Raw genomic sequence first — 20,203 nt, 5'->3', positions numbered from 1 at the left:
TTTAGGACGAACAGCCATGGATGACACTCCCCTTTCCGTAAGTAATACCCACAAGCCGGGGGATAGCTACGTGCAGTCGTTTGCACGCGGGCTGGAGGTGATCCGCTCCTTCAGCGCGGCGGCGCCGCAGCAGACCCTGAGCGAAGTGGCGGCACGTACCGGCCTGACGCGCGCAGGCGCGCGCCGCATCTTGCTGACGCTGCAGACGCTCGGGTATCTGGAGAGCGATGGCCGGCTGTTCCGCCTCACGCCGCGCATCCTGGACCTGGGCTTTGCCTACCTCAGTTCCATGCCCATCTGGGACCTGGCCGAGCCGCTGATGGAGGCCCTCACCGACCGCGTGCACGAGTCCTGCTCCGCCGCCGTACTGGACGGGCTGGACATCGTCTATGTGCTGCGCGTACACACCCACAAGATCATGAGCACCAACCTGGCCGTGGGCTCACGCCTGCCGGCGTTCTGGACGTCGCTGGGCCGCGTGCTGCTGGCCGAGCTGCCCGAGCAGGACCTGCGCGCCCGGCTGTCCGCGCTGCCGCGCCAGCAGTTCACGCGCCACACGGTGCTGGACGATGCGACGCTGCTCGCGCGCATCGCCCAGGCACGCGCCCAGGGCTGGTGCCTGGTGGATCAGGAACTGGAAGAGGGTTTGATTTCGGTGGCAGCGCCACTCAAGAACCGGGCGGGCCAGGTGGTGGCGGCCCTGAACATCAGCGGCCAGGCCAATCGCACCAGCACCGAAATGCTGCGCGAGCAGTTGCTGCCCGAACTGCTGGCCACGGCCCAGACCATCTCGCGCATGCTGGGCACGCGCCGGCCCTGACGCACGTAGGACCTGGGCCAACGCCCGCGCGCACGGCGCAAACCGTGCGCGGCCATGGAACCTGCGTCAGGGCTTGCGCATGCTGAGTACCAGCACCAGGGCGCCCACGGCGATCGCGCCAATGCTGAGCCATTGCGGCACATTGACGGATTCTTTTTCCTTCACCGACAGCTCCAGCGGCCCGATGCGGGCCTGCGTGGTTTCCTTGGTGAAGCTGAAGCCCCCGGTGAAGAACCCGGCCAGGCCCAGAATCAGCAAGATCACGCCCAGAATGCGCATGCCCGTCATGGTGTCCACCTCTTTTTTATGTTGGTCGTAGGGTCGGCAACCGCCAGCGGCGCCCGCCGCTACTGTAGAGCTGGGCGTAACCCCGCCGGCGTAGGAGGCCACCGCGACATCCCGCGGCAGAGCCGCCACGTTGCATGCTACTCTGGAATCCATGTTCAATCCCACCCAAGCCGACGTACGCCGCTTCTTCTGCGCCACGCATGCCAAGCAGCAGGCCGGCCAGCCCATGGAGGCCATCGAGACGCTGGCCGGCCTGTGGATCGCGGAGCACCCCGAGTACCAGCCCGAGCTGGCCGATGTAGATACCGCCCTGGCGCGCAACTACGACGAGACGCCGGACCGCACCAACCCCTTCCTGCACCTGTCGATGCACCTCTCGATCAGCGAGCAGTGCAGCATCGACCAGCCGCGCGGCATCCGCCAGGCCGTGGAACTGCTGGCCGCGCGCTTGGGGTCGTTGCACGACGCGCACCACGCCGCCATGGAGTGCCTGGGCACCATGCTGTGGGAGGCCCAGCGCGCGGGTCGGGCACCCGACGGCGACGCCTATATCGCCTGCGTCCAGCGGCGCGCCACGCGGGGCTGAGACGTGGTGCCGCGCGGTGCGGCGCCAGCGTAGTCGTGCGGGTACACCAGCACGTCGCAGCCCACACCCCCCAGCAGCCGCTGGGCTACGCTGCCCAGCAGCAGATCCAGCATCCATCCCCGGCGCCGGTGCATCAGCGCCACCAGCTCCGCGCCCGAGCGCTCCTGCTGCACGGCCACCTGCCGCGCCACATCGCCCATGCCGACGGTCATTCCCACGCGATTGCGCCGCGCCTCAAAGGCATCGGACAGCCGCACCAGCCGGTCGTGCGCATGCCGCTGCATTTGCGCGCGCCACGCGCGCACGGCCTGGGCCGATGCCTCGGCACTGCGCAGCTTGGCCTCATCGCGCAGGTCCACGGCATGGAACAGCTCCACCGCAGCGGCAGTATCCAGCCCGCTCGCGTAGCGCACCATGGCATCGGCCGCCGGCGAAAAATCCACGGCCAGCAGCACATGCGCATAAGCCTCGCGCGCCGCACGCTGCACCACCAGCACGGGGCACGGACTGCGCCGCAGGATCTGGCTCAACGTGCCACCGCGCCACAACTGCTCCACGCCCTGGTGCGCGCGCTTGTCCAGCACCAGCAGGTCGGCGCCCACGGCCGCGCGCAAGACCTCATCCACCACGCCGGCGCCGCGGTACGCCAGGGCCTTGACCGGCAGGTCGTGGCGGCGCGCCAGTTGGCGCGCGCGCTGCTCCAGCCGCGCCTGCGGGTCGACGAACTTCGGGTCCGGCTGCTCCGCACCGAACAGAAGATGCAGGCGCGCCTTGTGCTCGGCAGCCAACAGCGCGGCACGGTCAAGCGCATGCTCCGCCGCGGTCGAGAAATCGGTGAGGGCCACAATGGTCTGAAGGCGCATGGTCAAAACTCCTGGTCAACAAGCGGGAACAACGGCGCACAAAGCGACCGTCAGCGGCGCGTCATCGGCGGGAAGAAGGTGCGCATTCGGGATGCCGCACGGCGGGGCGCGCGGCAAGCAGGCCCCAGCGCACCGGAGCTGGCTGCCCGGCGGTACGCGTGACGCTTGGATGAAAGGAGTGGAGAACCGCCGGGCCTAGTGATCTGCGGCCGGCGAAGCTGGTTTCAGAACACCCATCCTGCGCATGGCGCGCGCCATCACGACGGCTGCAGATGCAAGCCGCGCGATACGGACGCACGGGGTGGAAACCAGGAAACGCATAGGGCCGATTGTAGGAAGTCCCTCTCTCTGGGGCAACCATTGCGCACCTGGGCGTGCCAGATAAGGGAACCCGGCCCGCTTGCCTCAACCGGGCGTAAAAAAACCCGCGTTGGCGGGCTTCTTCGGGTGCGTGCCACGGTCAGCGAAAGCGCGGCTGCGGAACGACCTGCAGGTCTCCATCGAGCGAACCCAGGTAACCCGCCAGCGCCTTCAGCTCGGCGTTGGAAAACTGCTTGGCGATGCCGGCCATCACGCCGTTGCTGCGGCCCACGTACGCGCCCTTGTCGGTCTTGTACGACTTGAGCGCCACGAACAGGTAGTCCGCATGCTGGCCCGCGATCTTGGGATAGGACGGGTCGATGGGCTTGGCGAAGTTCTCGCCGTGGCAGGACACGCAAGCGCCCTTTTGCAGCAGCTGCGCCACCTGGGCATTGGGTTCGCGCGAGGGCTTGGCGGGTGCCCCGGCGCTCGTGCCGTGCTCGGCATAGTAGGCCGACACATCGGCGATGTCCTGCTCGGACAGCGAATCGGCGATGCCGCGCATGGTGGGATGCTTGCGATCGCCCTTCTTGTAGGCGTCGAGTGCGGAGGCGATGTACTTGGCACCCTGGCCGGAAATCATCGGCACCTTGTGCACTTCGGGGAAGCTGGCCTGGTAGCCCGGGATGCCGTGGCACCCGATGCACATGGCGATCTTTTGCGCCCCAGCTTTGGCATCTCCCTTGATCTCCTCGGCATGGAGAAAACCGGTCGCACAAGCGACAGACAGGCCGAATATCGTGGTCAGTGTCTTCTTCATTTTGCGCGCACAATCAGGCGATTGGTTGTCTCCGCGTTCTAGTTCGTGGACGATTATAGCCAGCGCTTGTCAAGCCCTTTCATCAACGATTTCCCTATTCCCAGGCCCATGAAATTCCAAGGATCCCAGAATTACGTTGCCACCCAGGACCTGATGCTCGCGGTGAATGCAGCCATCACACTGCAGCGCCCGCTGCTGGTCAAGGGCGAGCCCGGCACGGGCAAGACCATGCTGGCCGAGGAAGTGGCCCAGGCGCTGGACATGCCGCTCCTGCAGTGGCACATCAAGTCCACCACCAAGGCGCAGCAGGGCCTGTACGAATATGACGCGGTGAGCCGCCTGCGCGACTCGCAACTGGGCGACGAGCGCGTCAAGGACATCCACAACTACATCGTCAAGGGCGTGCTGTGGCAGGCCTTCACGGCCGACAAGCCGGTGGCCCTGCTGATCGACGAGATCGACAAGGCCGACATCGAATTCCCCAACGACCTGCTGCGCGAACTCGACCGCATGGAGTTCTACTGCTACGAAACGCGCGAGATGATCCGGGCCAAGCACCGCCCGCTGGTGTTCATCACCTCCAACAACGAGAAGGAGCTGCCCGATGCTTTCCTGCGCCGCTGCTTCTTCCACTACATCAAGTTCCCCGAGGCCGAGACGATGAAGAAGATCGTCGACGTGCACTTCCCCACGCTCAAGAGCGAACTGCTCACCGTGGCGATGAAGACCTTCTACGACGTGCGCAACCTGCCCGGCCTGAAGAAGAAGCCCTCGACCAGTGAGCTCATCGACTGGCTCAAGCTGCTGGTGGCCGAGGAGATCCCTCTCGAAGCCCTGCAAAGCGCCGACAACAAGGTGGCCGTGCCGCCGCTGGTGGGCGCGCTGCTCAAGAACGAGCAGGACGTGAGCCTCTTCGAGAAGCTGGTCTTCATGAACCAGCGCAACCGCTGAGCCAGAGCCCGTCATGAGCACTGCACAGCGGCTTCTGATGGAAGGTGCGTCCGACGCGGTAGGGTTCGTGGGCGGCGCGCTCGCGGGCTATGGCGTGGGCCTGCTGCTGGGGATGGATATCTTCAGCGAGGGCTACGGGGCGGCCAGCATTGCAGGCATCGCCTTGGTGGGCATCGGGGGCGGGCTGGGCCTGCACCTGGCACGGCGCTGGCGCGCGGCCCGCAGCGCGCGGAAAGAATGAGCAAGGAGCGACAGTCCATGGCCTTCGTCGAGCCCGTCACCCTGCGCCAGAGCAGCCTGCGGCTGGAGCCCCTGGCCCTGGCGCATGAAGCCGGCCTCGCCGCCGCCGCGGCCGACGGCGAGCTGTGGAGACTGCGCGTCACCAGCGTGCCCGAGCCGCAGGACACGCGCGCCTACATCGAGACGGCGCTGCGCATGCGCGACGAGGGCAACCGTTTCGCGTTTGCCGTGCTCGACGATGCCACCGGCCGCGTGCTGGGCACGACGAGCTACCACGACATCCTGCCCGCCGTGAAGCGGGTGGAGATCGGCTACACCTGGTACGCCCAGAGCGTGCATCGCACGCATGTGAACACCACTGCCAAGCTGCTGATGATGGGCCATGCCTTCGACACGCTGGGCTGCCACGTGGTGGGCTGGCGCACGGACAACTTCAACTTTGCATCGCAGCGCGCCATCGAACGCCTGGGCGCGAAGAAGGACGGCGTGATCCGCGGCCATGCGCTGCGCCGCGACGGCACCATCCGCGACACGGTGATGTACAGCATGCGCAGCGGCGAATGGCCCGAAGCGCGCGCGCAGTTGCTATACCTTCTGCAGCGCCATGCGCCCGCTGAATAAGCGCTGGAGGCCTGTTTCATGTTGATCGACTTCTTCTACACCCTGCGCGCCGGCAAGCTGCCGGTGTCCGTGAAGGAATTCCTCACGCTGCTGGAGGCGCTGCAGGCCGGCGTGGTCGGCCCCAAGTCCGACGACGCCTGGAGCCTGGACGACTTCTACTACCTCGCGCGCACCGCGCTGGTGAAGGACGAAAAGCACTTCGACAAGTTCGACCGCGCGTTCGCGGCCTACTTCAAGGGCGTGGAGATGCTGGCCGACTTCCGCAAGGAGATCCCCGCCGACTGGCTGCGCAAGATGCTGGAGCGCGAGCTGACGCCCGAGCAGAAGGCCGCCATCGAGAAGATGGGCTGGGACGAGCTGATGGAGACGCTCAGGAAGCGCCTGGAGGAGCAGAAGGAGCGCCACGAAGGCGGCAACAAGTGGATCGGCACGGGCGGCACCAGCCCCTTCGGCCACGGCGGCTACAACCCGCAGGGCATCCGCATCGGCGGCGCGGGCAAGAACAAGAGCGCCGTGAAGGTGTGGGAGCAGCGCGCCTACCGCGACTACGACGACACGCAGGAGCTGGGCACGCGCAACATCAAGGTGGCGCTGCGCCGCCTGCGCAAGTTCGCGCGCGAGGGGCATGAGCTGGAGCTGGACCTGCCGGACACCATCCGCGCCACGGCGGCCAACGCGGGCTGGCTGGACATCAAGATGGTGCCCGAGCGCCACAACAACGTGAAGGTGCTGCTGCTGATGGACGTGGGCGGCACCATGGACGAACACATCCAGCGCGTGGAGGAACTCTTTTCTGCCGTGAAGAGCGAGTTCAAGCACCTGGAGTTCTACTACTTCCACAACTGCGTTTACGACTTCATGTGGAAGAACAACCGCCGCCGCTTCGCGGAGAAGTTCCCGACCTGGGACATCATCCGCAAGTACAACAAGGACTACAAACTCATCTTTGTGGGCGACGCCACCATGAGCCCGTACGAGATCCTGCAGCCCGGCGGCAGCGTGGAATACAACAACGAGGAGCCCGGCGCCGAGTGGTTGCAGCGCCTCACGCACGCCTTCCCCCGGTTCGCGTGGATCAACCCCGAACCCCAGGGCGTGTGGCGGTACCGCCAGAGCATCAGCATCATCCAGCAGCTCATGGGCAACCGCATGTACCCTTTGTCACTCAAAGGCCTCGAAGAAACGATGCGGCTTTTGTCAAAATAGCCCGCATGACCAAGCCAAGCTCAGCGCCGGCCCGGCGGCCGGCGTTGCTGTTTCTGCTGATCGGCCTGGCCCTCTTGCAGGGCTGCAGCCTGCTGCAGCGCCCCTCCCCCGCGCCGCACGACGCACCCTCTTCCATCACCTCCGAGGCGGGCCCGGACACCGGCCCCGATGCGTTCGCGCTGGATGTGCAGGTGGAGGACGACACCCTGCGCGAGTACCTCACGCGCCATCTGGAGCTGCAGCGCTTTCGCCAACTGCCCGACCTGCAGGCGCATGAACTCACGCGGCTGCTGGGTTCGGCCGACGCGAACGCCCGCGACCTGCTGGCCACGCAGGGCTACTTCAGTCCCGAGATCACCATCGAGCTGCGCGAGCAGGCCACCGACGCCGACGCGCCGCCGCGCACCGTGCTGGTCAGCGTGTCGCCCGGCCCGCGCACCCACATCGCCAGCGCCGACATCACGCTGATGGGCGAGGACGGCCACGGTGCCGACGCGACCGAGCTCGCGCGCCGCCAGGCCCGGTTGCAGCGCGGCTGGTCGCTGCCGCCCGGCGAGCCGTTCACGCAGGAGGGCTGGGACAGTGCCAAGAACCAGGGCCTGCGCGATCTGCAGGCGCGCCGCTACCCCACGGCGCGCATCGCCAGCAGCCGCGCCGAGGTGGACGCCGACCGCGCCGAGGCCAAGCTGCAGGTGGCCTACGCGCCTGGCCCGGCCTACCGTTTTGGCACCCTGCAGATCCAGGGTGGCGAGCGTTACGACAACGAGGGCATGCGCCGCATTGCGCGCCTGCCCACGGGCGAGGTCTACAGCGAGGCGCGCCTGCTGGACACCCAGCAGCGCCTGGCCAGCAGCGGCTATTACGACGCGGTGTTCCTCACGCTGGACACCGAGCACGGCGATCCGCAGTCCGCGACCGTGATCGCCCAGGTGCGCGACGCGCCGCTGCAAAAAATGGTCTTCGGCGTCGGCATCTCCACCGACAGCGGGCCGCGCCTGTCCATGGACCACACGCACAACCGCCTGCCGGGCTTGGGCTGGCGCGCCGTGAGCAAGGTGGCGGTGGACAACAAGCGCAAGCTGCTGTCCACCGACTGGACCGGGCTGCCGCATGCGAACGGCTGGCGCTGGTTCACCGGCCTGCAGCTGCAGCGCGAGGCCACGGGCAGCTACGACGTGGACAGCTCGCGGCTGCGCGCCGGGCGCACCAAGAGCACGGACCGCATCGACCGCAGCTACTTCCTGCAGCACGACACGGCCAAGAACCGCGGCGAGGACGCACCGCCGTCCAGCAGCGCGATCTCCGCCAACTACGGCTGGACGGGGCGCTACTTCAACAACAACACCAACCCCACGCGCGGCTGGGGCCTGGCGGCCGAGCTGGGCGTGGGCACCACGCTGCGCCCGGAGCGCGACCCCTTCGTGCGCACCCTGCTGCGCTGGCAGTCCTTCGTCGGGCTGGGCCGCGTGGACCTGGGGAACAACGTGCGCCGCGGCAGCCGCCTGTCGCTGCGCCTGGAGGGCGGCGCGGTGCTGGCGCGCGACGGCGCCGACATCCCCGTCACCCAGCTGTTCCTGACCGGCGGCGACACCACCGTGCGCGGCTACGGCTACCGCAGCATCGGCGCGCGCACCGACGCGGACAAGCTCTTCGGCGGGCGCTACATGGCCGTGGGCAGCGCCGAATGGCAGCGCCCCATCACCGTGCGCGGCAACCGCACCGACTTTGAGAGCGCGCTGTTCATCGACGCCGGCGCCGTGGCGGACAAGCCCGGTGAGCTGACCGCGCGCGTGGGCGTGGGCGCCGGCCTGCGCTGGCAAAGCCCGGTGGGCCCGCTGCAGGCAGACCTGGCCTACGGCCTGCACACGCACCAGGTACGGCTGCACCTGCGGCTGGGCTACACGTTCTGACATGCAAAAAAGTGAGCTGCCAGCGCTTGATACACAAGGGATTTTGATAGTTTTCATTCCGAATTCCTTTTCTGGCAAGCGCTAGCAGCTATTGTTTTTAAACCTCCATGACCCACCCCTTTAGCCACCAGCCCTACGCCGCAGGCGCGACGCCCACGCCGCGGCCGCCGCCGCGCCGCCGCGTCGGGCGCTGGGCGCTGGCTGCGCTGGGGGGCCTGCTCATGGCGGCGCTGGTGCTGCTGGGCGGGCTGTGGTGGTGGGCCGGCAGCAACACCTCGCTGGCCAGCGCACTGGCGCGCGCGGCGCAATACCTGCCCGAGGGGCAGAGCCTGCAGGCGCGCGACGTGAGCGGCTCGCTGCGCTCGGGCGGCACGATTGGCTGGCTGCGCTGGAGCAGCCCCACGCTGGCCGTGGAGGTGCACGACGCGCGCATCGCCTGGAGCGTCGCGCCGCTGCTGCGCCGCCAACTGCGCCTGGGCGAAGTGCGGGCCGCGCAGGTGCTCATCACGCCGCAGGACGTGCCCGGCCCGCAGGAGCCGCCCACTCCGCCGCTGCAGCAGCTGGTGCTGCCACTGCGGATCGAGCTGCCCTTCCACGCGGACCGCATCGACTGGGCCGGCAGCACCGTCGCCGAGCAACTGGAGGGCACCTACCGCTACGACGGCGAGCAACACCGCCTGGCGGTGGACCAGGTCACGCTGGCCCAGGGCCGCTACGCGCTGCTGGCCACGTTGCAGGCCCAGGCGCCCATGGCGCTCACCGCCACGCTCAACGGCACGCTGCGCACGCCGGTGCCCGGCAGCGCGCAACCCTTGCAGGCCCTGGCCCAGGCCAGCGCGCAGGGCACGCTGGCCGGCGCGGGCGCACAGATCCAGCTCACGGCCCAGCTGCGCGGCACCGATGGCGCAGGCCCCACCCATCCACCGCTGCGCGCCGACCTGCAAGCGCGCATCGCCCCCTGGGCCGACCAACCGCTGCTGCAGGCCGCGGCCGAGGTGCAGGCCCTGGACCTCGCCGCGCTGTGGCCGCAGGCGCCCGCCACCCAACTCAGCGGCACCGCCGCGCTGGAGCCCGCCGAGGCCAACGCGCCCGGCTGGCAGATCCAGGCCGCGTTGCGCAACGCCCTGCCCGGCCCGTGGGACCAGCAGCGCCTGCCTGTCGACACACTGCAGGCCCGCGCCGCGTTCGATGGCGCCACCTGGACCGTGTCCGAATCGCTGGCGCGGGTGGGCAGCGGCAGCGTCACGCTGCAGGGCGCCTACACACCCGCCACGCGCGCGCTGCAGGGCCAAGCCGAGGTGCGCACCCTCAACCCTGCGGCGCTGCACACCCTGCTGGACGCTGCGCCCGTGAACGGCACCGCCAGCGCCGAAAGCCGCGACGCTGCCGAGGGCGGCGCCGTGCGCTTCAGCGCCGACCTGCGCGCCGCCGGCCGCCCCGCCCCCACGGCCGCGGCGAAGGCGGGCGCCCCCGCGCCGCTGCGCCTGGACCAGTTGACCGTGCAGGGCCAGTGGCAGGGCGATCGGATCGACATCGCCCGCCTGCAGCTGGACGCCCTGCGGGCGCAAGTGCGCGCCCAGGCGCTGCGCATCGACCTGGCGGGACCGGCCGTGCAAGGCGCGCTACAGGCCACGCTGCCCGGCGCCAGCGCGCAGTTCGACGGGCAACTCGCACCCCAGCGCGGCAACGGCACGCTGGACCTGCGCATGACGGACGCGCAACGCGCGCAGCGCTGGCTGCAGGGCCTGCCGGGCCTGCCCGCCGCATTGGCGGGCTGGAGCCTGGACGGCAACGCCACGCTGGCCGCCACCTGGCGCGGCGGCTGGCACGACCTGCAGCGCCAACTGCAGGCCGCGGGCCTGCCGGCAGGCACGGCCGTGGCTGCCGCAACCGCGCCGCAGCGCTTTGACCTGCAGGCCCAGCTGTCCGCGCCGCGCCTGCAGATCGCGCGCGCACCCCAGCCCGGCACGGACGCGGGCCCCCTCACGCTGGAACTGCGGCGCACCACCGCCACGCTGCAGGGCTCGTTGGCGCGCGCCGCGCTCGACTGGGATGGCGAGCTGCGCCACGGCCCGCAGCCTGACGAGGGCCCTTCCGCCCGCAGCGCCACCCTCACGGGCCAGCGTGCCCAGTTGCGCCTGCGCGCCACGGCGGCCAGCCGCGGCGCGGGCCAATGGCAGGCCCAGTTGGAATCCCTGCAGATGCAGGCCGACGCGGCCGGCCAGCCCGGCCCGTGGAAGCTGCGCCTGGCCGAGCCGGTGGCCATCCAGCTGCGCCAGTCCCCCCAGCTGGTGGTGGAGGCCGGCGCCGGCCAGGCCTTCGTCGAAGGGCCGCGACCCGGTCATCTGCAACTGCGCTGGCAACCCCTGCGCTATGCCCAGGGCGCGCAGGGTGCCCTGCAGCTGCGCAGCCAGGGCGAACTGAAGGGCCTGCCGCTGGACTGGGCCAACGCCTGGCGCATGGACGGCGACGGCATGCTGGAGCGGGCGGGCCTGGCGGGCGACCTGCTGCTGGACGGCACCTGGGACATCGACGCCGGCGACACGCTGCGCGCCAGCGCCAGCCTGCGGCGCAGCGGCGGCGACCTGCGCATCCTGACGCTGGATGCGACGCCCACCACCGTGGTGCACAGCAGCGGCCAGGGCAAGGGCGCCCAGGCGGCGCAGGCCGTGCCCACGCGCGGCACACCCGCCGGCGTGCGCCGGGCCGAACTCACGGTCAGCGCCGAAGGCCCGGCGTTGCGTGCCCGACTGGACTGGGACAGTGAGCGCGCCGGCCAATTGCACGCCGAAGGCAGCACCCAACTGGCGCGCACGTCCGACGGCTGGACCTGGCCCGCCGAGGCCCCACTGGCCGCCACCGTGCGTGCCGAACTGCCCGACGTGGGCGTGTGGTCCGCCCTGGCGCCGCCGGGCTGGCGCGTGCGCGGCACGCTGAGCGCCGACGCGCGCCTGTCCGGCACGCGCACCGCGCCGCAGTGGAGCGGACAGCTGGCGGCGGACCAGTTCGCCATCCGCTCGCTGCTGGACGGCGTGGACCTGCAGGACGGGCGCCTGCGCGCCGCGCTGCAGGGCGACCGGCTCACCATCACCGAGCTGAGCCTGCACGGCGGCCAGGGCAGCCGTGCACGCATCGCGGGCTACAGCGGCAACCGCACCGCGGCGCCGCAGGACGGCGGCACGCTCACCGGCAGCGGCACCGTATCGTGGGGCACGGCGGGCGAAGGTAGCTCCGGCATCCGCATGGATCTGCGCGCGCAGGCACGGGCGCTGCAGTTGCTGGTGCGCGCCGACCGGCAGGTCAGCGTCTCGGGCGACCTCACGGCGCGGCTGCAGGGCGGGCAATTCACGCTGCGCGGCCAGCTCACTACCGACCGCGCCACCATCATCCTGCCCGAGGCGGGCGCGCCCACGCTGGGCAGCGACGTGGTGGTGCGCTCCGCCGCATTGGACAAGCAAGCCGCCGCCAAGGCCGCGCGCGACGCGCAGCAGGCCCAGAAGGCCGAGGCCGGCGGGCAGGTGCAGGCCGCGCGCCCGCCCGACATCGCCGTCACGCTGGACCTGGGCAACGACTTCGCCCTGCAGGGCCACGGCATCACCACACGCCTGACGGGGCAGCTGGACATCCGCAGCAGCGGCACGGCCGGCGCCCCGCCGCGCGTGACCGGCGAGGTGCGCACCGTGCAGGGCCGCTACCGCGCCTGGGGCCAGGCGCTGGACGTGGAAACGGGCTTGCTGCGCTTCAACGGCCCCTACGACAACCCGTCGCTGGACGTGCTGGCCATCCGGCCCAACATCAGCGTGCGCGCCGGCGTGCAGGTCACGGGCACGGCCCAGTCGCCGCGCGTGCGCCTGTATGCCGACCCCGACCTGCCGGACGCCGAGAAGCTCTCGTGGGTGGTGCTGGGCCGCAGCGCCGCCAGCGGCGGCGCCGAGGCCGCGCTGCTGCAGCAGGCCGCGCTGGCCCTGCTGGGCGGGGGCTCCGGCAGCGGCACCGGCGGTATCGCCAAGCGCGTAGGTCTGGACGAGATCGGCTTCAAGGGCCCCGGCACGGGCGAGGACGCGAGCGCCGCTGCCCTCACCTTCGGCAAACGCCTGTCCAAGGACCTGTACGTGACCTACGAGCGCAGCCTCTCGGGCGTGCTGGGCACGCTGTACATCTTCTACGACCTGTCGCAGCACCTCACGCTGCGCGGCCAGACGGGCATGCAAAGCGCGGTGGACCTGATCTACACGGTGCGCTACGACTGAAGTTCTATGCCAAAAATCGGCCGTAACGCTTTCCCTTCAAGCGCATGCAGCTATTAAATAAATAGCATAAGGGCGGCATGGCACCGCCCTTACAATCTTGCCTCCCTCTCCGTAGTTCAATGGATAGAACGAGCGCCTCCTAAGCGCTAGATACAGGTTCGATTCCTGTCGGAGGGACCACTTTCCGGGCAAATGCCGGTGCAGGAACTAGCGCTCGCCGTCCGTCCCGGCCTTGGTGTCGGTTTCCGGTGCGGTGGGGTCGGTGTCCACCAGCCGGCCCGCCGCAGCGCCGCCCAGCGCCCCCGCCACACTGCCCGCCAGGGTGCCCACAAAGACGCCCACCGGCCCCGCCGTGGCAGCGCCTACGGCCGCGCCGGCAGCTGCGCCCGCCATCGCGCCGCCGCCCATCAGCACCGATTTGGATTCACGCTCCTGGTCTTCGGGCGGCAGGGGCTGCTGTGCCTGCGGCTCCGGGTCTTGCGACGGCACGCCGTGGCCGGGTCGTGCCTGTTCGGCCAGGTCGGGGTCGATGGGTGGGTTCTGGGGAAATCGCGGATCGGTGGCGTTCATGGCGCACTCCTTAAAACAGTGGTGGACGCACGCTGCGTGCGCCCGATACCCCCGTTGTAGTGTGGAGGTGGCTGCGGGCGTGCCCGCCAGCCGGCCGCAGGCGTGTCGGACGAGGGCGCCACCGCATCACTGTACGGCCCCGATCGCGCATCCCACGCCCCATGGGTCCGAAGGGACGTGCGGCGCACCTGTGCCGGGCAACCCGGGCACCACGACTACCCATCGCAGCCGCGCCGCCCAACAGCGAACGCGCCGGCCTACCCTTCGCCTGCACGGGCGCGACAGCCGCCTAGAGCTGAAAGCCCACCGAGCGCACCACGCCTTCGATGACGTCGCGCAGCCAGGAGGGCGCACGCGCGTGGTAGGGGCGCGCGCTGGCCAGCAGCTGGTCGCTCCACTGCGCCAGCCAGTGCAGTTCCTGCGGGCCGTAGAACACGGTCATGGCCTCGTAGTTCAGGAACAGGCTGCGCGCGTCCAGGTTGAGCGAGCCTACGAGAGCCAGTTCGTCGTCGATGAGCACCGCCTTGGCATGCACCATGGCCGGGGACAGCCATACCCGCGCACCCGCGGCGGCCAGCTGGCGCAGCGCGCGCTCGCGGGCCAGGTCTGCCAGGCGGTGGTTGGAGCGCGCCGGCACCACCACGCTGACCTGCACGCCGCGCCGGCAGGCCAGGCACCAGGCGTCCAGCAGCGCGTCGTCGGGCACGAAGTACGGCGTGACGGCCACGATGCGCCGCTGGGCATGGTAGGCAGCCGCCAGCAGCAGCGCATGCACGGTGTCGTCGGCATGGTCGGGACCGCTGGGCAGCCACTGCGCCAACGGGCCGTGTGCGGGCGGCGCGGGCAGCGCCGGCGCGGCGGTGCTCCGCGCCTTGCGGCGGCGGCGCAGCACCAGGCCGCGCGCCACACGCCAGTCGGTGGCGAACTGGGCCTGCGCCTGCGCGGCCAGCGGGCCATGGACCTCGTAGCTCAAGTCCGCCCAGGCGGGGTGGCCCGGCCGGTCGATGAAGTACTCGCAGGCCAGGTTGCGTCCGCCGCTCCACAGCCGCTCGCCGTCGGCCACGACCAGCTTGCGGTGGTTGCGCAGGTTGGTGCGCCCGTGCAGCGGGTTGTGCAGCAGCGGCATGAAGCGGCGCACCTGCAGGCCCTGGCGCCGCAGCGCGCGCAGCATGCCGGGCGGCGTGCGCATGCTGCCCAAGGCGTCCACCAGCAGGCGCACGCGCACGCCGCGGTGCACGCAGTCCAGCAGCGCGCGCGCCACCTCTCGCCCCACCTCGTCGTAGGCAAACACGTAGGTGCACAGGTCCAGCCGGTGGCGGGCCGACGCAATGGTGGCCAGCAGCCCCTGCAGCGCCTGCGTACCGTCGGCATGCAGCACCACCTGCGCATTGCGCACGGCGGGCGCCAGCTCCAGGCTGGCCAGCAGCCGCGTTGCCCAGGGCGGCCCGCCTTCCGTTGCCTCCAGCGGCGGGCCGTGCGGGCGGCGTGCGGGCCGCGCGAACTTGCGCGTGCCGAACAAGAGGAACAGCGGTACGACCAGATAGGGAAACGTGACGATGCCCAGCACCCAGCCCATGGCGGCCGAGGGATGGCGGCGCTGGTGGCCGATGCGCGTGCCCATCACGTACACCAGCAGCCCCACGGCCACGAAGATCGCGTGGCCCAGGCCCGAGAGTACGGCCACGCGGATCATGCGCGGGGGTGGAGCACGCGGCGAGGGCCCGCCGACGACCATTGCTGCACAGCGCGCGCCGCGGCCGCACGGCCAGCGACCGCATGCATGGGCCCCGCATGCGGGGCGCATTCTTCTGGCGGTACGGGTGGTGTCATGGCGCTCTCCCACGGCCCGGAACAGGCAGCATGCCGCCCAGCATATCGGCCCGGCGCCGCGCGCGACTGTAGGAAAGCGGCGCGGCGCCAGGGAAAATGGGTCTTTTTGCTATTTATTTAATAGCTATTAGCGCTTGAAACATAAGCGTTACAGGCCAATTTAACCGAAATACCCGAAATTCCGATGGCCCGGTATCAGAGCAACTCCAGCACCCGCTCGGGCGGGCGGCACAGCAGGGCACCGCGCGGCGTCACGACGATGGGGCGGTTGAGCAGCACCGGGTGCGCGGCGATGGCGGCGATGAGCTCGGCATCGGTGCGGCCCGGGTCGGCCAGATCCAGCGCGGTGTAGGCGGCCTCCTTGGTGCGCATGACTTTGCGCACGGGCACGCCCAGGCGCGCCACCAAGGCGGTGAGCTGGACGGCATCCAGCGGCTGGGCGAGATAGTCCACGACGGTGGGCTCGATGCCGCGCTCGCGCAGCAGCGCCAAGGCGCCGCGCGAATTGCTGCAGCGGGCGTTGTGGTAGATGGTGATGTCGGCAGGGGTCATGCGCGCAGTGTAGGCCGCCACGCTGGGCCGTACCGGGCCGCCTCGGTGTCCAATGAGGCGGCGCCGGGTCAGCGCGACGACGCGCGCAGCGTGCGGCTCAGCAGGATCACCGGCACCAGCCCCACGGCCACCAGCGCCAGCGAGGGCAGCGCGGCCTCGCCCAGGCGCTCGTCGCGGGCCAGCTGGTAGGCCACCACGGCCAGGGTGTCGCTGTTGAAGGGGCGCAGCACCATGGTGGCGGGCAGCTCCTTCATCACGTCCACGAACACCAGCAGCGCCGCCGCCGCGGTGGAGCGCTTGAGCAGCGGCCAGTGCACGCGCGTGAGCACGCCCAGGCTGCCCACGCCCAACATGCGCGCCGAGTCGTCCAGGCTGGGCGAGACGCGCGCGTAGCCGCTTTGCACCGACTGCAGCGCCACCGCGCAAAAACGCACCAGGTAGGCCCAGACGATACCCACGGCCGTGGCGGTGATGATCGCGGGCAGCCCCCAGCCGGGCGCCGCGGCCTGCATCCAGCCCACGGGCAGCAGCAGACCCACGACGATCACGGCACCGGGCACGGCGTAGCCCAAGCTGACCAGCTGCACCACGCCACGCGTGAGCGCATCGCGCCGGCGGCGCACGGCAAACGCCAGCACCAGGGCAATGCCCACGGCCAGCACGGCCGTAATGCCCCCCAGCCGCACACTGTTGCCCGCCCATTCGATGAAACGCGACCAGGGCAGCACCGACCAGTCGGCCGCCAGCGGCCGCAGCATGAACAGCACCGGCGCCACGAAGCCCATCAGTACTGGCAGGGCGCACACCAGCCACGCCGCCACGGCGCTTGCACCGTGCAGCCGCGTGGGCTGCGCCTCGGTCGAGCCGGCGCGGCCCACGCCGCCCGTGGCAAAGCGCATGCGCCGCTGCGCGCGCAGCTCCAGCTGCAGCAGCAGCACCACCAGCACCAGCAGCACGGTGGCCAACTGCGCTGCGGCGAGCCGGTCGTCCATGGACAGCCAGGCCTTGTAGATGCCCGTGGTGAAGGTCTGGATGCCGAAGTACGCCGCGACGCCGAAGTCGGCCAGCGTCTCCATGAGCACCAGCGCCACGCCCGCGGCCACCGCCGGGCGTGCCAGCGGCAGCGCCACGCTGCGGATGCGCCGCGCGGGCGATGCGCCCAGCAGACGCGCCGCCTCCATGAGGTGCGCCGCACGCTCGCCCAGCGCCGTGCGCGCCAGCAGGTACACGTAGGGGTAAAGCGAAAAGATGAACACCCACACCGCACCGCCCAGGCTGCGCACCTCGGGCAGCAGGCGGCCCTCCAGGCCGAACGTGGCGCGCAGCCAGACCTGCAGCGGGCCGCTGAACTGCAGGAAGTCGGTATAGGCGTAGGCCGTCACATAGGCCGGCATGGCCAGGGGCAGCAGCAGCAGCCACTCCAGCGAGCGCCGGCCACGGAAGTCGAACAGCGTGACCGCCGCGGCGCAGGCCGTGCCCACCACGGCCGCGCCCACGGCCACGGCGAGACCCAGCCACAGCGTGGTCCACAGGTACCCCGGCAGCACCGTGGTGGCCATGGCGCGCAGGATGGCACCGGACTGCGCGCCGCCCTCGCCCCAGGGCAGCCACGCCCCCAGCACGGCCAGCAGGGGCAGCGTGAGCAGCAAGGCCAACAGGATCAGTGAAGTGGAGCGCAGGGCGCGGCGGATTCGTGGCAGCAAGGGACGGCCGGTAGCGAGGTGCAAGGCGAAGAGAGCGCATCCACCGCCTGCCCGGTGAACCCTGGCAGTTGTGATGCAAATGGGAACAATTCTACGCAACCGCGGGCCGCAGGTCGGCCGCGCCCTACCAGCATGTGGGCCCTGGGGCGGCGCGCCCAGGCGGCGCAGCGCGGGGCCACGCCTGCGCAGTACGGCGCTGTGGCGTGGGGTCATTCAGGGCGGGACACGCCCTAAACTCACGCCATGTTTCTGGAAGTGTCTCAATTGGACGTGCGGTACGCCAACCGCCCGCAAGCCGCCGTGCGCGGCGTGACCCTGGGCCTGGCCGCCGGCGAGATCGGTGTGCTCATCGGCCCCTCGGGCTGCGGCAAGACCACCCTGCTGCGCGCGGTGGCGGGGCTGGAACCCGTCGCCGAAGGAGCCATCCGCCTGGGGGGCGAGGTGGTGGGCGCGCCGGGGCGCAGCATGCCCCCCGAGCAGCGGCGCATGGGCATGGTGTTCCAGGACTATGCGCTGTTTCCGCACCTCAGCGTCGCGCGCAACGTGGCTTTCGGCATCCACGCACTCCCCCGCGCGGAGCAGGCCGAACGCGTGCGCGAGTCCCTGGCCCTGGTGGGTCTGGAGGGCAGCGAGGCGCGCTTTCCGCACGAGCTCTCGGGCGGCCAGCAGCAGCGCGTGGCATTGGCGCGCGCGCTGGCACCGCGCCCGCGGCTGATGCTGCTGGACGAGCCGTTTTCCAACCTGGATGTGGACTTGCGCGAGCGGCTGGCCCACGAGGTGCGCAGCATCCTCAAGACCGCCGGCGCTACGGCACTGTTCGTCACGCACGACCAGTTGGAGGCCTTCGCCATCGGCGACCGCATCGGCGTGCTGGAGGGCGGCCACCTGCACCAGTGGGACGATGCCTACTCCCTCTACCACCGCCCCGCCACGCGCTTCGTGGCCGACTTCATCGGCCATGGCGTGTTCGCCCCCGCCACGCTGGTGCAGCAGGGCAGCCATGTGGTGGCGCGCACCCCGCTGGGCGACCTGACCGACATCGACGGCTGCCTGCTGCCGGCAAGCTACCCCGGCGGCGAATGCGACGTGCTGCTGCGTGCCGACGACGTGGTGCATGACGACAGCTCACCCGTGCGGGCGCGCATCGTGCGCAAGGCCTTTCGCGGTTCGGAATTTCTGTACACGCTGGAACTGGCCAACGGCCTCACCGTGATGGCCCACGTGCCCAGCCACCATGACCATGCCATGGGCGAATGGATCGGCATTCGCACGCAGGTCGACCACGTGGTGGCGTTCGCACGGGAGAGCGCCGCACGCTGACCGCGGCTCCCTCAAGCGCCCCTGCCGTCGGGGGGCGCCAGGCTCAAGACTTGTCCTTGCGCGGCAGGTTCTCCAGCGCGGCCAGGTCGATCTGGCCCATGAAGCCCTGTACGTCCTTCAACGGCAGGTTCTCCGCCTCCACCGTGACCACCACGCCGTTCTTGAGCACCGCGCGCAGTTCCGCCTGGCTGCCGTCCTTGGCGTAGCTGTGGTGCAACGTGCGGCCATTCTCCTGCCAGGTCTTTTCCACGATGCCGTCGCTCTCGCGCTCGCCCTGCACCATGCCTGCCAGCTGGGCCAACTGGCCGAATGCACCCGCATCCACGACCGAAATGCGCACAACCTTGTCACCGTTGCCGTACTCGGCCTCCGCCTGGCTGGTCGGCAGGCCTGTGGCAGCGCCGTCGTGGACCTCATAGCTGGTGCGTTCCAGCGAACCCAGCTTGGCGGGCAGCGCGGCCTTGAGCGCATCGACCCCCACCGTCTGGTGCTTGGCACCTCCCATGGCCGCCGCCATCGCCTGCCCTGCGGCTTCGGTCATCTGTTGGGTATCGCCGCTCTTGTGCGCCTGCTCCATGCGGCGGGCAGCCTCTTCCATCTTCTTGCCGGCCTCTTCCAGCTTGGCGGTATCCAGCGTGACCTGCCCACGCGGCGTGTCGATGACCACGGCCGGGCCGCCCGCACTGCCCCACATGGCGGGGCCATGCGGCATGAACAGCGAACCGATGGCCGCAATGACGATGCCCAGCACGATGGCCACCACCACGACCACCGCCGTGTAGGGCACGGCGCGCGCAGCCGGGCTGCGCATCAGCAGCGGCAGGCCCAGGTACAGCAGGTACAGCGAATACAGCGCCGCCACCAAGCCCAGGATGGCCAGCGCCGGCAACAAGCTGAACACGCCGCCCAGCATGGCGGCCGTGCTGGCGTAGACCGCGACCTTGAGCGCCTGTCCCTGGTTCTGGGTGCCGCCGAACATGGGTGCCAACGCATTGATGACCAGGGCCAGCACATACACGCCGACCAGGCTCAACACATAGGATACGACCATGTTGGCCAGCCCGGCGAGCACCGGCACGCGCATGCTGAAGCCAAAGCCTCCCATGCCGATCAGCGACATGCCGATGAATCCGCAGACGGCCGGAATGGCCGCGAGGATCATCAGGTAGCCCGTGAACAGGCGTGCCGTATCGGCAGGCTCCCCATCAATGGCGGCCCAGGTCTCGCGGGGCTTGAGCAAAATCCCCTTCACGCGCTCCATCAGTTGCATGCATCCCTCCCTCGGTTATTGGCAAAGAGGCGCACCATACTGCAGGCGCATGTCGATGCGATGGATGTAAACAGACCGTTACAGCCCCGTTGCACACACATGT

At 70.1% G+C, this 20,203-nt stretch carries 17 protein-coding genes and 1 tRNA gene; 10 read left to right on the top strand and 8 right to left on the bottom strand.

What is annotated here, in order from left to right:
* Nucleotides 1–16: 16 nt before the first annotated feature.
* Nucleotides 17–820 (top strand): IclR family transcriptional regulator, encoded by an 804-nt coding sequence (locus OX89_RS04565; protein WP_047349744.1) that lies wholly within the window; start codon nucleotides 17–19, stop codon nucleotides 818–820.
* Between the two features lie 66 nt (nucleotides 821–886).
* Here OX89_RS04565 and OX89_RS04560 read toward each other — a convergent pair whose 3' ends face one another.
* On the bottom strand, nucleotides 887–1,108 hold the full coding sequence (locus OX89_RS04560) for a hypothetical protein (RefSeq protein ID WP_015914177.1): 222 nt from the start codon (nucleotides 1,106–1,108) through the stop codon (nucleotides 887–889).
* Between the two features lie 151 nt (nucleotides 1,109–1,259).
* Between OX89_RS04560 and OX89_RS04555 the strand changes: the two genes are divergently transcribed.
* Entirely contained in the window at nucleotides 1,260–1,694 is a 435-nt protein-coding gene (locus OX89_RS04555) for a DUF1841 family protein (protein WP_041836092.1), read from the top strand.
* Here the strand turns inward: OX89_RS04555 and OX89_RS04550 are convergent.
* Both OX89_RS04550 and OX89_RS04545 read right to left on the bottom strand, forming a co-directional pair.
* Nucleotides 1,655–2,557: a universal stress protein gene (locus OX89_RS04550; protein WP_047349881.1), complete on the bottom strand. Its 903-nt coding sequence runs from the start codon at nucleotides 2,555–2,557 to the stop codon at nucleotides 1,655–1,657. The genes OX89_RS04555 and OX89_RS04550 overlap by 40 nt on opposite strands.
* Before the next feature lie 460 nt (nucleotides 2,558–3,017).
* Nucleotides 3,018–3,677: a cytochrome c gene (locus OX89_RS04545; RefSeq protein ID WP_011806652.1), complete on the bottom strand. Its 660-nt coding sequence runs from the start codon at nucleotides 3,675–3,677 to the stop codon at nucleotides 3,018–3,020.
* A gap of 108 nt (nucleotides 3,678–3,785) precedes the next feature.
* On the opposite strand from OX89_RS04545, the gene OX89_RS04540 reads away from it, so the two are divergent.
* The 7 genes from OX89_RS04540 to OX89_RS04510 all read left to right on the top strand — a co-directional run bounded on the left by OX89_RS04540 (nucleotide 3,786) and on the right by OX89_RS04510 (nucleotide 13,035).
* Nucleotides 3,786–4,628: a MoxR family ATPase gene (locus tag OX89_RS04540; RefSeq protein WP_011806653.1), complete on the top strand. Its 843-nt coding sequence runs from the start codon at nucleotides 3,786–3,788 to the stop codon at nucleotides 4,626–4,628.
* A gap of 13 nt (nucleotides 4,629–4,641) precedes the next feature.
* Entirely contained in the window at nucleotides 4,642–4,869 is a 228-nt protein-coding gene (locus tag OX89_RS04535) for a hypothetical protein (protein ID WP_047349743.1), read from the top strand.
* Nucleotides 4,870–4,886: 17 nt separating this feature from the next.
* The gene (locus OX89_RS04530) at nucleotides 4,887–5,489 is read left to right on the top strand and encodes a GNAT family N-acetyltransferase (protein ID WP_047349742.1); all 603 of its coding nucleotides are present in this window, start codon (nucleotides 4,887–4,889) and stop codon (nucleotides 5,487–5,489) included.
* 18 nt (nucleotides 5,490–5,507) lie between these two features.
* On the top strand, nucleotides 5,508–6,695 hold the full coding sequence (locus OX89_RS04525; RefSeq protein ID WP_047349741.1) for a VWA domain-containing protein: 1,188 nt from the start codon (nucleotides 5,508–5,510) through the stop codon (nucleotides 6,693–6,695).
* Between the two features lie 5 nt (nucleotides 6,696–6,700).
* Nucleotides 6,701–8,605, top strand: a complete 1,905-nt coding sequence (locus tag OX89_RS04520) for an autotransporter assembly complex family protein (protein ID WP_047349740.1) — start codon at nucleotides 6,701–6,703, stop codon at nucleotides 8,603–8,605.
* Between the two features lie 107 nt (nucleotides 8,606–8,712).
* Nucleotides 8,713–12,855, top strand: a complete 4,143-nt coding sequence (locus tag OX89_RS04515) for a translocation/assembly module TamB domain-containing protein (RefSeq protein WP_047349739.1) — start codon at nucleotides 8,713–8,715, stop codon at nucleotides 12,853–12,855.
* Between the two features lie 105 nt (nucleotides 12,856–12,960).
* A tRNA-Arg gene (locus OX89_RS04510) sits at nucleotides 12,961–13,035 on the top strand.
* A 27-nt stretch (nucleotides 13,036–13,062) separates the two neighbouring features.
* Here OX89_RS04510 and OX89_RS04505 read toward each other — a convergent pair.
* The 4 genes from OX89_RS04505 to OX89_RS04490 all read right to left on the bottom strand — a co-directional run bounded on the left by OX89_RS04505 (nucleotide 13,063) and on the right by OX89_RS04490 (nucleotide 17,510).
* Nucleotides 13,063–13,425, bottom strand: a complete 363-nt coding sequence (locus OX89_RS04505) for a hypothetical protein (RefSeq protein ID WP_011806659.1) — start codon at nucleotides 13,423–13,425, stop codon at nucleotides 13,063–13,065.
* 289 nt (nucleotides 13,426–13,714) lie between these two features.
* Nucleotides 13,715–15,118, bottom strand: a complete 1,404-nt coding sequence (locus tag OX89_RS04500; RefSeq protein WP_047349738.1) for a phosphatidylserine/phosphatidylglycerophosphate/cardiolipin synthase family protein — start codon at nucleotides 15,116–15,118, stop codon at nucleotides 13,715–13,717.
* Nucleotides 15,119–15,450: 332 nt separating this feature from the next.
* Nucleotides 15,451–15,807 carry an arsenate reductase (glutaredoxin) gene (arsC, locus tag OX89_RS04495; RefSeq protein ID WP_047349880.1) on the bottom strand — a complete coding sequence of 119 codons (357 nt, stop codon included), beginning with the start codon at nucleotides 15,805–15,807 and terminating at the stop codon, nucleotides 15,451–15,453.
* 68 nt (nucleotides 15,808–15,875) lie between these two features.
* Nucleotides 15,876–17,510: an iron ABC transporter permease gene (locus OX89_RS04490; RefSeq protein ID WP_199856208.1), complete on the bottom strand. Its 1,635-nt coding sequence runs from the start codon at nucleotides 17,508–17,510 to the stop codon at nucleotides 15,876–15,878.
* Between the two features lie 243 nt (nucleotides 17,511–17,753).
* Here OX89_RS04490 and OX89_RS04485 point away from each other — a divergent pair, with 243 nt between their 5' ends.
* A complete protein-coding gene (locus OX89_RS04485; protein WP_047349737.1) occupies nucleotides 17,754–18,830 on the top strand; it encodes an ABC transporter ATP-binding protein in 1,077 nt (358 codons plus the stop codon).
* 43 nt (nucleotides 18,831–18,873) lie between these two features.
* Here the strand turns inward: OX89_RS04485 and OX89_RS04480 are convergent, their stop codons facing one another.
* A complete protein-coding gene (locus OX89_RS04480; RefSeq protein WP_047349736.1) occupies nucleotides 18,874–20,100 on the bottom strand; it encodes a Yip1 family protein in 1,227 nt (408 codons plus the stop codon).
* Between the last annotated feature and the right edge of the window lie 103 nt (nucleotides 20,101–20,203).

This window comes from Diaphorobacter sp. J5-51, assembly GCF_001023515.1.
GTDB classification, from domain to species: Bacteria; Pseudomonadota; Gammaproteobacteria; order Burkholderiales; family Burkholderiaceae_C; genus Diaphorobacter; species Diaphorobacter nitroreducens.
The sequence above is the reverse complement of the archived record's forward strand: the minus strand, read 5'-3'. Positions and strand labels throughout refer to the sequence as shown.